Origin of the sequence: Streptococcus oralis subsp. tigurinus, assembly GCF_002093545.1 — a bacterium.
GTDB classification, from domain to species: Bacteria; Bacillota; Bacilli; order Lactobacillales; family Streptococcaceae; genus Streptococcus; species Streptococcus oralis_C.
Map to the genome: position 1 here is coordinate 216,679 of NZ_LNVF01000001.1, position 13,754 is coordinate 230,432.

The 13,754-nt window shown below is 43.6% G+C and carries 11 protein-coding genes; 9 read left to right on the forward strand and 2 right to left on the reverse strand.

Annotated elements, in window-relative coordinates; translation table 11 throughout:
- Positions 1–3 precede the first annotated feature (3 nt).
- From fmt to ATE34_RS01080, 8 genes are all read left to right on the forward strand, one after another.
- The gene (fmt, locus tag ATE34_RS01045; protein ID WP_061597960.1) at positions 4–939 is read left to right on the forward strand and encodes a methionyl-tRNA formyltransferase; all 936 of its coding nucleotides are present in this window, start codon (positions 4–6) and stop codon (positions 937–939) included.
- A complete protein-coding gene (gene rsmB, locus ATE34_RS01050) occupies positions 932–2,245 on the forward strand; it encodes a 16S rRNA (cytosine(967)-C(5))-methyltransferase RsmB (RefSeq protein ID WP_009729849.1) in 1,314 nt (437 codons plus the stop codon). The genes fmt and rsmB overlap by 8 nt, the downstream gene beginning before the upstream one ends.
- Positions 2,246–2,260: 15 nt before the next feature.
- A complete protein-coding gene (locus ATE34_RS01055; protein WP_084910714.1) occupies positions 2,261–3,001 on the forward strand; it encodes a Stp1/IreP family PP2C-type Ser/Thr phosphatase in 741 nt (246 codons plus the stop codon).
- Entirely contained in the window at positions 2,998–4,878 is a 1,881-nt protein-coding gene (gene pknB / locus ATE34_RS01060) for a Stk1 family PASTA domain-containing Ser/Thr kinase (RefSeq protein WP_084910716.1), read from the forward strand. The genes ATE34_RS01055 and pknB overlap by 4 nt, the downstream gene beginning before the upstream one ends.
- Positions 4,879–4,963: 85 nt before the next feature.
- Positions 4,964–5,722, forward strand: coding sequence for a threonine/serine exporter family protein (locus ATE34_RS01065; RefSeq protein WP_000344546.1), 759 nt, complete (start codon positions 4,964–4,966; stop codon positions 5,720–5,722).
- 1 nt (position 5,723) lies between these two features.
- Positions 5,724–6,179: a threonine/serine exporter family protein gene (locus ATE34_RS01070; RefSeq protein ID WP_000176910.1), complete on the forward strand. Its 456-nt coding sequence runs from the start codon at positions 5,724–5,726 to the stop codon at positions 6,177–6,179.
- Positions 6,180–6,297: 118 nt separating this feature from the next.
- Complete coding sequence (locus ATE34_RS01075) at positions 6,298–7,470, forward strand: hydroxymethylglutaryl-CoA synthase (RefSeq protein ID WP_180382656.1); 1,173 nt, start codon at positions 6,298–6,300, stop codon at positions 7,468–7,470.
- Positions 7,470–8,744 carry a hydroxymethylglutaryl-CoA reductase, degradative gene (locus tag ATE34_RS01080; RefSeq protein WP_084910721.1) on the forward strand — a complete coding sequence of 425 codons (1,275 nt, stop codon included), beginning with the start codon at positions 7,470–7,472 and terminating at the stop codon, positions 8,742–8,744. Before ATE34_RS01075 ends, ATE34_RS01080 begins: the two co-directional genes overlap by 1 nt.
- A 188-nt stretch (positions 8,745–8,932) precedes the next feature.
- Here ATE34_RS01080 and ATE34_RS01090 read toward each other — a convergent pair whose 3' ends face one another.
- On the reverse strand, positions 8,933–9,898 hold the full coding sequence (locus ATE34_RS01090) for a LacI family DNA-binding transcriptional regulator (RefSeq protein ID WP_000225986.1): 966 nt from the start codon (positions 9,896–9,898) through the stop codon (positions 8,933–8,935).
- Positions 9,879–11,333 (reverse strand): sucrose-6-phosphate hydrolase, encoded by a 1,455-nt coding sequence (locus ATE34_RS01095; protein WP_084910723.1) that lies wholly within the window; start codon positions 11,331–11,333, stop codon positions 9,879–9,881. The genes ATE34_RS01090 and ATE34_RS01095 overlap by 20 nt, the downstream gene beginning before the upstream one ends.
- Positions 11,334–11,709: 376 nt before the next feature.
- Between ATE34_RS01095 and ATE34_RS01100 the strand changes: the two genes are divergently transcribed.
- Complete coding sequence (locus tag ATE34_RS01100) at positions 11,710–13,647, forward strand: sucrose-specific PTS transporter subunit IIBC (RefSeq protein ID WP_084910725.1); 1,938 nt, start codon at positions 11,710–11,712, stop codon at positions 13,645–13,647.
- Positions 13,648–13,754 lie beyond the last annotated feature (107 nt).

Below are 13,754 nucleotides of genomic sequence, written 5' to 3' on the forward strand. Positions count from 1 at the left end.
GAAATGACAAAACTAATCTTTATGGGGACACCTGATTTTTCAGCGACTGTCTTGAAGGGGCTATTGACAGATGATCGTTACGAGATTTTAGCTGTTGTGACCCAGCCAGACCGCGCTGTCGGCCGTAAAAAAGTCATCCAAGAAACCCCAGTCAAGCAGGCTGCCAAAGAAGCAGGTCTTCCTATCTACCAACCTGAAAAATTATCTGGAAGTCCAGAGATGGAAGACATTATGAAGCTAGGAGCTGATGGGATTATCACTGCTGCTTTTGGGCAATTTCTCCCAAGTAAACTCCTTGATAGCATGGACTTTGCGGTCAATGTTCACGCCTCCCTTCTTCCCAAACACCGTGGTGGTGCTCCCATTCATTATGCCTTGATTCAAGGGGATGAGGAAGCTGGTGTGACTATCATGGAAATGGTCAAGGAGATGGATGCAGGTGATATGATTTCCCGTCGCAATATTCCCATCACAGATGAGGACAATGTCGGCACCTTGTTTGAAAAATTAGCGATTGTTGGTCGGGACTTGCTTTTGGATACGCTACCTGGCTACTTAGCAGGAGAAATCCAACCTGAACCACAAGATCCTAGTCAAGTCACTTTCTCGCCAAATATTAAGCCAGAAGAAGAGAAACTCGATTGGACTAAAACCAATCGCCAACTCTTCAACCAAATCCGTGGGATGAATCCATGGCCTGTTGCTCATACTTTTCTCAAAGGCGACCGCTTTAAGATCTATGAAGCCCTACCAGTAGAAGGTCAGGGAAATCCAGGTGAGATCCTCTCTATTGGCAAGAAAGAATTGATCGTCGCAACGGCCGAAGGAGCTCTATCTCTCAAGCAAGTGCAGCCAGCTGGTAAACCTAAGATGGACATTGCTTCCTTCCTCAACGGAGTTGGACGGACATTGACTGTAGGAGAACGATTTGGTGACTAAAGTAGAAACGGCTAGAAGTCTAGCTCTAACAGTGTTAGAGGATGTTTTTGTCAACCAAGCCTACTCAAATATTGCCTTAAACAAACACCTCAAGGGCAGTCAACTCTCAGCAGCAGACAAGGGTTTGGTGACAGAGATTGTTTACGGAACGGTAGCCCGCAAACTCACCTTAGAATGGTATTTGTCCCACTTTATCCAAGACCGAGACAAGCTAGATAACTGGCTCTATATCCTACTCCTTATGAGCGCCTATCAAGTCCGTTATCTGGATAAGGTGCCTGACCATGCTGTAGTCAATGAAGCAGTGGAACTAGCCAAAGCCCGTAAAAAAGGCAGTGAAAAATTGGTCAACGCTGTCCTTCGTCGTATTTTGCGAGAAGGCTGGCCGGATATTGCCAGTATTAAGCGAAAAAATAAGCGTGATTCCATTGCCTATTCTCTCCCAGTTTGGCTAGTATCTAAGCTCAAGGAAGAATACGGCGAAGAGCGAGCCCAAGCTATTTTTGAAAGCCTATTGGTGCGCAACAAAGCCAGCATTAGAGTGACTGACTTGAGCCGAAAAGAGGAAATCAAGGCCGTGTTAAAGGCGAGTGATTCACCTTTGGCCGCTTCTGGTTTGGTCAAGGAGCAAGGCCACTTTGCAGGACATGATTTGTTCGCAGAAGGGGCCATAACCATCCAAGATGAGTCCAGTCAACTGGTTGCTCCCACTCTTGATTTACAAGGCCATGAACAGGTCCTAGATGCCTGTGCCGCTCCGGGTGGGAAAACAGCCCATATGGCCTCTTACCTCACATCTGGTAAGGTGACAGCTTTGGACTTGTATGACCATAAGTTGGACTTAATCCAAGAAAATGCCCAACGTCTGAGTGTGGCAGATCGAGTGCAAACGCAAAAATTGGATGCCAGAAAAGTGCATGAGTTTTTCGGTCGGGACTCTTTTGATAAGATTTTGGTAGATGCTCCCTGTTCTGGTATTGGGCTCTTACGTCGCAAACCAGACATCAAATACAATAAAGAAACAGCAGATTTCACGTTCCTACAGGAAATTCAGCTGGAAATATTAGGTAGTGTTTGTCAAACACTACGAAAAGGTGGTATAATAACGTATAGTACCTGTACTATTGTCTCTGAGGAGAACTTTCAAGTCGTTGAGGCATTTTTAGAAAGTCATCCCGAGTTTGAGCAGGTTAAACTAGAACACGAATGTAAAGATATCCTGAAAGATGGCTGCATCCTGATTACTCCTGAATTGTATGGAAGTGATGGATTCTTTATTAGCCAATTTCGCAAGATATCAGAATAGGAAGGAACTGACACAATGGAAATAGCATTATTAACAGATGTTGGTCAGAAACGTACAAATAATCAGGACTATGTCAATCACTTTGTCAACCGAGCAGGACGCACTATGATCATCTTGGCTGACGGGATGGGAGGACACCGTGCAGGAAATATCGCTAGTGAGATGGCAGTCACAGACCTCGGTGTGGATTGGGTGGATACCCAAATTAACTCAGTCAATGAAGTTCGTGAGTGGTTTGCCCACTACCTGGAGATTGAAAATCAAAAAATTCATCAACTAGGTCAGGACGAAGCATACAGAGGCATGGGGACAACGCTTGAAGCGGTAGCTATTATTGGTAATCAGGCTATCTATGCTCATATCGGCGATTCTCGTATCGGTTTGATCCGTGGAGAAGAATACCACCAGTTGACGAGTGACCATTCCTTGGTTAATGAATTGCTCAAGGCTGGTCAATTGACTTCAGAAGAGGCAGAAACTCACCCTCAAAAGAATATCATCACACAGTCTATCGGACAAAAAGATGAAATCCAGCCTGATTTTGGGATGATTACACTGGAGTTAGGAGATTATCTCTTGCTCAATAGTGACGGTTTGACCAATATGATTTCGGCAAGCGAAATTTATGATATTGTAACCAGTGATATTTCCCTAGCAGACAAGGCGGCCACTCTCATTCGTTTCGCTAACAATGCAGGAGGTTTAGACAACATTACGGTTGCCCTTGTTTACATGAACGAGGAGGCTGCAGAATGATCCAAATCGGCAAGATTTTTGCCGGGCGGTATCGGATTGTCAAGCAGATTGGTCGAGGAGGCATGGCAGATGTTTACTTGGCCAAGGATTTGATCCTAGATGGGGAAGAGGTGGCAGTTAAGGTCCTGAGGACCAACTACCAGACGGACCCGATTGCTGTGGCACGTTTTCAACGTGAAGCGAGAGCCATGGCGGATTTGGACCATCCTCATATCGTTCGGATAACAGATATTGGTGAGGAAGACGGTCAGCAGTATCTGGCTATGGAGTATGTGGCAGGACTGGACCTCAAACGTTATATTAAGGAACACTCTCCACTCTCAAATGAAGAAGCGGTTCGGATTATGGGACAGATTCTTTTGGCTATGCGTTTAGCTCATGCTAGAGGAATTGTTCACCGAGATTTGAAACCTCAAAATATCCTCTTGACACCAGATGGAACTGCTAAAGTTACTGACTTTGGGATTGCAGTGGCCTTTGCAGAGACGAGTCTGACCCAGACCAACTCGATGCTGGGTTCGGTTCATTATTTGTCACCTGAGCAAGCGCGTGGTTCAAAAGCGACCTTCCAGAGTGATATCTATGCAATGGGGATTATTTTCTATGAAATGCTGACGGGACATATCCCTTATGATGGGGATAGTGCGGTTACGATTGCCCTTCAGCATTTCCAGAAGCCACTTCCGTCCGTTATTGCTGAGAACCCATCTGTCCCTCAGGCTTTGGAAAATGTTGTCATCAAGGCAACTGCTAAGAAATTGTCTGATCGCTATCAGTCTGTTTCAGAAATGTATATGGACTTGTCAACTAGCTTGTCTTATAATCGTCGGAATGAACCAAAACTGGTCTTTGACGATGCGAGTAAGGCGGATACGAAGACTTTACCTAAAGTCCCACAAAGTACATTGACCTCGATTCCAAAAGCTCCGGCGCAGGAAGAACGTCCTCAGTCAAAGAAATTAACCCCAGAGCAAGCACCTACGCAAAAGCCAACTAAAAAACGGAAGTTTAAGGCTCGCTATATGATTCTTTTGGCTAGTCTTCTATTAGTTGCAGCCTCTTTGGTCTGGATTTTGTCAAGAACACCTGCAACGATTGCTATTCCTGACGTAACTGGACAAACTGTTGCAGAGGCTAAGGAAGCTCTTAAAAAATCCAAGTTTGAAGCTGGTGAAGAAAAGTCAGAAGCTAGCGATACCGTAGCAGAAGGACGTGTTATTCGAACGGATCCAGAAGCTGGTAGCGGCCGAAAAGAAGGAACTAAGGTCAATTTGATTGTTTCTTCTGGGAAGCAATCCTTCCAATTGAGCAATTACGTCGGACACAAGTATACGGATGTCGTAGCCGAACTCAAGGAGAAGAAGGTTCCTGAGAATCTAATCAAGATGGAAGAGGAAGAATCCAGCGAAAGCGAACCTGGAATTATTCTCAGACAAAGTCCTGCGGCAGGTACGACTTATGATCTTTCAAAAGCCAGCACAATTACTTTAACGGTTGCTAAGAAAGTAACAAGTGTTTCTATGCCAAGTTATATTGGTTCAAGTCTCGAATTTACAAAGAATAATTTGACTCAGATTATCGGTGTAAAAGAGGCCAATATTGAGGTTGTCGAGGTTTCGACTGCTCCTGAAGGGACAGCAGAAGGTACAGTTGTAGATCAAACACCAAAAGCGGGTGAACAGGTTGACCTTGCTAGCACGCGTATCAAACTTTCCATCTACAAACCGAAAACACCACCATCAACTTCATCTTCTAGTTCTGCACAACGTGGGAACCAAGGTTCTTCTACAACTCCAAATCAGGGGAACCAACAAGGAAACACTCCTTCAACTAGTCAATCAAATAGTGAAGGAACCCGTGAAAGTTCTCGAGATTAAACGAATCTTTGTCATGATTTCATGACAAAGATTTTTTTTCATTGATTTTTGTGATAAAATATAGGAAGCAGAAAAGGAGGAGAAAATGGACGAATCGAGAGAGTTGAATGCCGTCATTGATGTGATTATGCTAGCTGGAACCATTCTCTTAAAAAGCGGTTCGGAGATTTATCGGGTGGAGGACACCATGATCCGTATCGCTCATTCACAGGGAATAGTGGATTGCAACGTTCTTGCCATGCCAGCAGCTATTTTCTTTTCTATTGAGAATACCAATATTTCTCGTATGAAACGGGTAACTTCTTCCTCCTACAACATCGAAAAAGTCTGCGATGTGAACCAAGTATCACGGGAGCTTGTCGGAGGGCAGATCGATCTCTCTACGGCTTTTGAAAGGCTAAAGGAAATCAGAAATCAAGCTCTTCCTTATACCAAGTTCCAAGTGACTATTGCAGCAACCCTCAGTGCCCCTTTTTTCTCGATTATGTTCGGGGGGAATACCTATGATGCTTTTGGTGCAGCCATTGCGACCTTACTTGGTTTTGCTTTTTCTCTCTATGTAGAGAAGTTTGTCCGCATTCCTTTTGTAACCGCCTTTGCGGGTGCCTTTGTTTTTGGATTGATTGCCCAGTTCTGGGCCCGCTATACAGGATTTCCTTCAACGGCAGACTTGATCATAGCGGGAGCCGTCATGCCTTTTGTTCCAGGGATTGCTCTGACAAATGCGGTTCGGGATATCATGACCAACCATATCAACTCTGGTATGAGCAAGATGTTTGAATCCTTGCTCATTACCCTCGCTTTAGGGGCCGGCACCTCCGTCGCCCTGGTTTTGATGACATAAGATGACTCTAACAAGTATTTTACTCCAAGCAGTGGCGAGTTTACTCGCCATTATCACCTTTCTAATCGTACTAAATGTTCAGCGCTCCATGCTCCTACCTGGTGGTGTTCTGGGAATGGGTGTCTGGCTCCTCTACCTCGTGCTCAAAGAACCAACCAATGTTATTGTTGCGACCTTTATTGCGGCAGTGGTTGGTTCTTGTATCAGCCAAATTTTAAGTATTGTATATAAGACGCCAGCAGTGGTCTTTGTCTTGGCCATTCTTGCCCCCTTGGTGCCCGGTTATCTATCCTATCGAACGACAGCCTTCTTTGTGACAGGCGATTACAGTCATGCCCTTACCAGTGCAACACTAGTAGTTATGTTGGCCCTGGTCATTTCTATCGGGATGGCAAGTGGAACAGTGATTCTGAAACTTTATTACTATATCCGAAAACAGCGAGGCATATCCTCCTAATGCTGTCAAAGCAAAGACTTGATTTGTTGAATCAAGTCTTTTTTCTCTCATTTGTTCCTATTTGTGATAAAATAGAATAGAACGATTTTTTACAATGAATGAAAAAACAGAGGTAAATATGACAATCGGTATTGATAAGATTGGTTTTGCGACCAGTCAATATGTCTTGAAATTACAAGACCTAGCAGAAACAAGAGGAGTTGATCCGGATAAATATAGTAAGGGTCTCTTGTTAAACGAAATTAGCATTGCACCATTGACTGAGGATGTTGTCACCTTAGCTGCCAGTGCAAGCAACTCTATCCTCACAGATAAAGAAAAAGAAGAAATCGATATGGTCATCGTGGCGACCGAGTCAGGAATTGACCAGAGTAAGGCGGCGGCGGTCTTTGTTCACGGTCTATTAGGTATCCAGCCGTTCGCTCGCAGTTTTGAAATCAAAGAAGCTTGTTACGGAGCAACAGCTGCCCTCCATTATGCCAAGTTGCATGTGGAAAATTCTCCAAAGTCCAAGGTCTTGGTCATCGCCAGCGATATTGCCAAGTATGGTGTAGCGACTCCAGGTGAACCAACTCAGGGAGCTGGGAGTGTGGCGATGTTGATTACGCAAAATCCGCGTACCATGGCCTTTAACAATGATAATGTTACCCAAACGCGTGATATTATGGATTTCTGGCGTCCGAACTATTCAACCACTCCTTATGTAAACGGTTTGTACTCAACCCAGCAATATCTTGACAGTCTTACGACGACTTGGGATGAATACAAGAAACGTTATGATTGGACTATGGATGACTTTGCGGCTATCTGCTTCCACTTACCTTACCCTAAGTTGGCCCTAAAAGGCTTGCGCAAGATGATGGATAAGACTTTGTCTCAGGAAAAAAAGGATAGTCTGCAAGAAAACTTTGATAAGTCCATTCTCTACAGTCAGATGATTGGGAATATCTACACAGGTTCCCTCTTCCTTGGGCTTCTCTCCCTTTTGGAAAATGCAGAAAATTTGAAGGCTGGAGATAAAATTGTCCTCTACAGTTACGGAAGTGGAGCGGTTTCAGAGTTCTTTAGTGGAGAACTGGTAGAAGGTTATGAAACTTACCTTGATAAGGATCGCTTGAGCAAACTCAAGCAACGTACAGCATTGTCTGTTGCAGACTATGAAAAAGTCTTCTTCGAAGAGGTAGAGTTGGATGAATCTGGTTCAGCCCAGTTTGCAGGTTTTGAAAATCAAGACTATGCCTTGGTTGAAATTCTCGACCACCAACGTCGTTATAGCAAGGTTGAAAAATAATGAAGAGAAGTTGGAATGGATTTTCTAAAAAGTCATACCATGAGCGCCTTGAGTTACTGAAAGCTCAGGCGCTCCTTAGTCCTGAAAAGCAAACCAGTCTGGAGCAGGATGAACAAGTTAGCTTGGCAGTTGCAGATCAGCTGAGTGAGAATGTAGTGGGAACTTTTTCTCTGCCTTATTCTATCATTCCAGAGCTTTTGGTGAACGGTCAGGACTACACAGTTCCCTATGTGACAGAAGAACCCTCAGTGGTTGCTGCGGCCAGCTATGCAAGTAAAATCATCAAGCGAGCAGGTGGCTTTACTGCTCAAGTACATGAGCGCCAGATGATTGGTCAGGTAGCCCTTTATCAAGTTGCTAATCCAGATCTAGCGCAAGAGAAGATTGCCAGCAAGAAAGCGGAGCTCTTAGAACTTGCCAATCAAGCCTATCCGTCCATCGTTAAACGTGGTGGCGGGGCGCGTGATTTGCATGTAGAGCAGATCAAAGGTGAAACAGACTTTCTCGTTGTTTATCTCCATGTCGATACTCAGGAAGCCATGGGAGCCAATATGCTTAACACCATGCTGGAAGCCTTGAAACCAGTCTTAGAAGAACTCAGTCAGGGACAGAGTCTTATGGGAATTTTGTCCAACTACGCGACCGATTCTCTGGTGACTGCAAGCTGTCGTATCGCCTTTCACTACTTGAGTCCCCAAAGGGACCAAGGACGAGAAATTGCGGAGAAAATAGCTTTGGCTAGCCAGTTTGCACAGGCTGATCCCTACCGAGCAGCTACTCACAATAAAGGGATTTTTAATGGTATTGATGCCATTTTGATTGCCACTGGTAATGACTGGCGTGCCATCGAAGCTGGGGCCCATGCCTTTGCCAGTCGAGATGGACGCTATCAAGGTCTTAGTCAATGGACACTGGACATGGAAAGAGAAGAATTGGTCGGTGAGATGACCCTACCCATGCCGGTAGCGACCAAGGGTGGCTCAATCGGTCTCAACCCGCGTGTAGCCCTCAGTCATGAACTACTGGGAAATCCTTCTGCCAAAGAATTAGCTCAGATTATCGTGTCTATCGGTCTCGCCCAAAACTTTGCGGCCCTCAAAGCCTTGGTAAGTACGGGCATCCAGCAAGGCCACATGAAATTGCAGGCCAAATCCTTAGCTCTCCTAGCAGGTGCTAGTGAGTCCGAAGTTGCTCCCCTCGTTGAGCGCCTCATCGCAGATAAAACCTTTAACTTAGAGACAGCCCAGCGTTATCTCGAAAACTTAAGATCATAAAAAACTCAGACAAATCAGTCTGAGTTTTCTTGTGCTTATAGTCAATGAAAATCAAAAAGAAAACTAGGAAGCTAGCTGCAGGCTGCTCAAAGCACTGCTTTGAGGTTGTAGATAAGACTGACGAAGTCAGTTACATATATCTACGGTAAGGCGACGCTGACGCGGTTTGAAGAGATTTGCGAAGAGTATTAAATACTTTTTCCTGGTAATAGGGTGACTGGTAAGAAATAACCAGTTGTCGCGACTTCCTTACCTTCAATCTTCTGCAAGAGGAGATCAACAGTGAGGTGGGCAATCTCTTTCATAGGTTGCTTAATCGTTGTCAAATGAGGATAGTAGTTCTCGATAAAGTAGGTCCCATCATAGCCGATGACCTTGAGCTCTTCAGGAACAGAAATTCCCAGCTCCTGAGCGATTTTGATCACCAGAATAGCTGTCAAATCATCCGAAGCAAAAATCGCATCTGGTTTCTGATGGGTCAAGATATTCTTGATTTCCATTTCTTTTCTGACGGGAGAAAAGTCACTCGAAACATTGATAATAGGCGCTTTCGGGAGGATAGAGGCAAAGCCAGCATGGCGCAGTCCAGTTGGTGAGTTAGAGTTGTCATTTCCTGTAATCATGATGATAGACTGGGCGCCTGTCTTGACCAGAGTTTGGGCTGCGAGGACCCCGCCACCGTAGTTATCAGAGGAGACGACAGGGATGTCTGGCGATAGGTTTCGGTCAAAGGAAATGATCGGTGCCGTCACACGATTGTAGTCTTCAATTCCCAAGTTGTGACTTCCAGAAATGATACCGTCTACCTGATTGGCCTCCAGCATTTCAATGTACTCCCGTTCTTTTTCAGAGTCATGTTCGCTGTTACAGATGATGGTCTTGTAGCCATTCTTAAAGAGTTGGTGTTCCAACTTATCAATCAACTCCGCATAAAAGACATGACTGATGTTTGGAAAAATGAGTCCAATCAACTTGGCAGATTTTCCTTGGAGACTTCGAGCCAGATTGTTGGGCTTGTAGCCTAGTTCTCGCATGGCTTCATTAACCTTTTGAATGGTTTTCTCAGATAGATACCCCTTTTTATTGATGACCCGTGAGACGGTAGTAGGGCTGACGCCTGCAAGTTTTGCGACATCAGTTAGTTTTGCGACCATAATCTAATTCATAGTAAGTTCCGGTTGGATTTCCAGATTTGATGAGGATCCCATTTTGGTCCGCATGTGGGAAGACACGACCAGAAAATACTTTTTCTCCTTTATTGATGAAAATTTCAAAGACTGACTTGTCGATGAAGATAGTGGCAGTAGTAGCTTGGTTATTGATAGGGCAAGAACGAGTTGTACCAAATTCTTGGGCATACTGCTCACCAGCCTGACTACGATCTACTGTCACTTGACCGTTTACAAGGTCAAAGTTGATGGAAAGTCCCTTGCCTTCTTGATCAGCAAGTAAGATAATCTCGCTCTGGCTATTGGCCTCCAAGTTGAGCTCGAGTTCATAGGTGTTGTTGGTTTGAGTACGATTTGAGAAGACCTCTTCAGAAGAACGAAGTTCTTTGATAGCTGCGATAGGGTATTGGTAGAGTTTACCATCTTTGATGGTCAGTTCCTTAACCAGTGAGAGGGCACCTTGATAATCAAATCGATCAGATGGGTAGGCTACATCTGGTAACCCAAGCCAACTTACTGCTAGTGCACGTCCGTCAGGAGCGTTGAAGGCTTGAGTTGCATAGGCTTCGAAACCATAGTCTAGATTATGAAGTTGAGACACATCTACCATTTTAGCGTTTTTAGGATCAAAGGAAACCCCGATTTTGTACATATTTGGAAAGATATTATCGTAGTCTAGAACTTTTTTATCCAATCCTTGTGGACAGTAGAGAAGGACAGGTTGCTCCCCTACAAAGACCAGATTTGGGCATTCCATCATGTAGGCAGTGCGATCGTTAGCGAAGTCAAGGTCGCCAACTGCTTGCCAGTTTGTGTAGTCGTTGTCAACAGCCTTGTAGAGACGGACGAAGCCTTTTTTCTCCAAATCCTGTCCACCGACGATAGCATAGTATTGACCTTTGAAGTTAAAAATTTGCGGGTCGCGGAAGTGGTCAGTAGAGTCAGATGGTTGGCCAATCAAGATTTTGTCAATTTTCGTAATCTTACCATCTTTATCCATCAAAGCACCAATCTGGTAAGGGTGACGAATCCAGTTTTCATCACGGACATTTCCTGTATAAAACAAGAACAAGTTATCGCCAAATTGCATGGCAGAACCAGAGTAGGCACCGTGACTATCCAATGGAGTATCTGGCAAAACTTTGACTCCAGTTTCTGTGAAGTGCACTAAATCATCACTTTCTAGCTGTGCCCAAGATTTTAAACCGTGGGCTGCACCAAAGGGGAAGTTTTGGTAAAAGAGGATCCACTTGCCATCAAAGTAAGAAAAGCCATTTGGGTCGTTGAGAAGTCCTGTTTTTGGCTCAACATGGTAATGAGTATGCCAGGGAGATTGTGCCATCTTTTCCTTTATATGTTGAATTTCTTCTTGCGTCCAATCTTCATAGGGTCTATAACGACGCTCAGTTGTCCATTCCATTTTATCTTTCCTCCATAAGTTCTATTCTATTATTAATAGTAAACGTTTTCGGCAAAAAAAGCAAGTCTTTTATGTTAAAAAAAAGAAAAATATGTCAAACGATTACTAGAAATCAAACAAAGGGAATCTGGTAAATTTTCACGAAAAAATGAAAGAAAATGTAAATAAAAGCCTTGATTCCTCAAATATAAAGATATTTTTTTGAGGAAAAAGAAAATTTCCTCAAAAACGAGCAAAAATAATCAGAGAAAAAATAAAGGAAATAAAAAGTTCTGCAAAACGCTTGACATATTTTAGAAACGTGATAAAATAATAGTCGTAGGGCGAATAAAATCGCTTTCAAATAAGAACAAAATTTTATAAGGAGATTTTTGCTATGGATTATAGTAAAGTTGCTGCCGAGGTCATTGAGGCTGTCGGCAAAGAGAATCTTGTAGCTGCAGCACATTGTGCGACCCGCCTTCGTCTGGTATTAAAAGATGAAACAAAAGTAAACCAAGCAGCTTTAGATAACAATGCTGATGTTAAAGGTACATTTAGCACAAACGGACAATACCAAATTATTATTGGTCCCGGAGACGTTAACTTTGTATATGCAGAAATCATCAAAAAAACAGGTTTGAAAGAAGCTTCCACAGATGATTTAAAAGAGATTGTGAATAGAGACAAAAAATTTAATCCATTGATGGATTTGATTAAGCTTTTGTCAGATATCTTCGTTCCAATCATTCCTGCATTGGTTGCGGGTGGTCTTTTGATGGCATTACGTAACTTCTTGACATCACCAGACTTATTTGGACCTCAATCGATTGAAGATATGTACCCTGCTATCAAAGGGATTTCAGCGATGATTCAATTGATGTCTGCTGCTCCATTTATGTTCTTACCTGTTTTAGTAGGGATTTCAGCGGCTAAACGCTTTGGAGCAAACCAATTTCTTGGTGCAGCTATCGGTATGATTATGACCACTCCAGATTTGGGTGGTAAAGAAGCCTTCTGGGATATTTTAGGTTACCATGTTACACAAACAAACTATGCTTATCAAGTTATCCCCGTTCTTGTGGCTGTCTGGTTATTGGCGACTCTGGAAAAATTCTTCCACAAGAAATTGCCATCTGCAGTTGACTTTACTTTCACACCGCTCTTGTCGGTTATGATTACAGGATTCCTAACTTTTACAGTTATCGGTCCTGTGATGTTGGTGGTATCTGATGCGATTACCAATGCGATTGTATGGCTATACAATACTACAGGTGCCTTTGGTATGGGGCTCTTTGGTGGAACCTACTCATTGATCGTTATGACTGGTCTTCACCAATCATTCCCTGCGATTGAAACACAGTTGCTATCAGCCTACAATAATAACGGTACTGGATTTGGTGACTATATCTTTGTTGTTGCTTCAATGGCAAACGTGGCGCAAGGTGCAGCCACACTTGCTATCTACTTCTTGACTAAAAATGCTAAAACTAAAGGCTTGTCAAGTTCAGCAGCTGTTTCAGCCTTCCTTGGTATTACTGAGCCTGCTCTCTTTGGGGTAAACTTGAAATACAAATTCCCATTCTTCTGTGCTCTTGCTGGTTCAGCAGTTGGTGCCTTTGTGGCAGGATTGACTCATGTCATTGCAGTTTCTTTGGGAGCAGCCGGTTTTATCGGATTCCTTTCTATTAAGGCAGGATCAATTCCTATGTATGTTATTGCAGAATTAATTTCGTTTGCCGCTGCCTTTGCTTTGACTTATTTCTATGGTAAAACAAAAGCAGCAGGTGTCTTTGCTGATGAGGCCGCAGCAGCAACTGCAGAAACAGTTACTGAAACTACAGTAGAAGCACCAGTAGTGGAAGAGTCTGATACTCCTCAAAACGAAACCATCCTTACTCCAATTGTTGGGGAAGTTGTTGCACTTGCTGACGTGAATGATCCAGTTTTCTCAAGCGGAGCTATGGGACAAGGGATTGCTGTCAAACCTAGTCAAGGTGTAGTTTATGCGCCAGCTGATGCAGAAGTATCTATCGCCTTTGCAACAGGACATGCTTATGGTTTGAAAACTGAAAATGGTGCTGAAATCCTTATCCACGTTGGTATTGATACAGTGTCTATGGACGGCGAAGGATTTGACAAAAAAGTTGCCCAAGGTGATAAAGTTAAGGCTGGAGATGTTCTTGGAACTTTTGACTCTGCTAAAATTGCTGCAGCGGGTCTCGACGATACGACAATGGTTATCGTAACCAACACAGCAGACTACGCTTCTGTGACACCAGTTGCAACTGGTTCAGTTGTCAAGGGTGATGCTATCATCGAAGTGAAAGCCTAGTCTTCTTCGAAAATCAGATCTAAAAACAAAACGAACAAATGCCAGCTTTGTTCGTTTTTATTAGATGGTAAGATATACAGAGGAAAATCTAAAATATAGAGAAATTT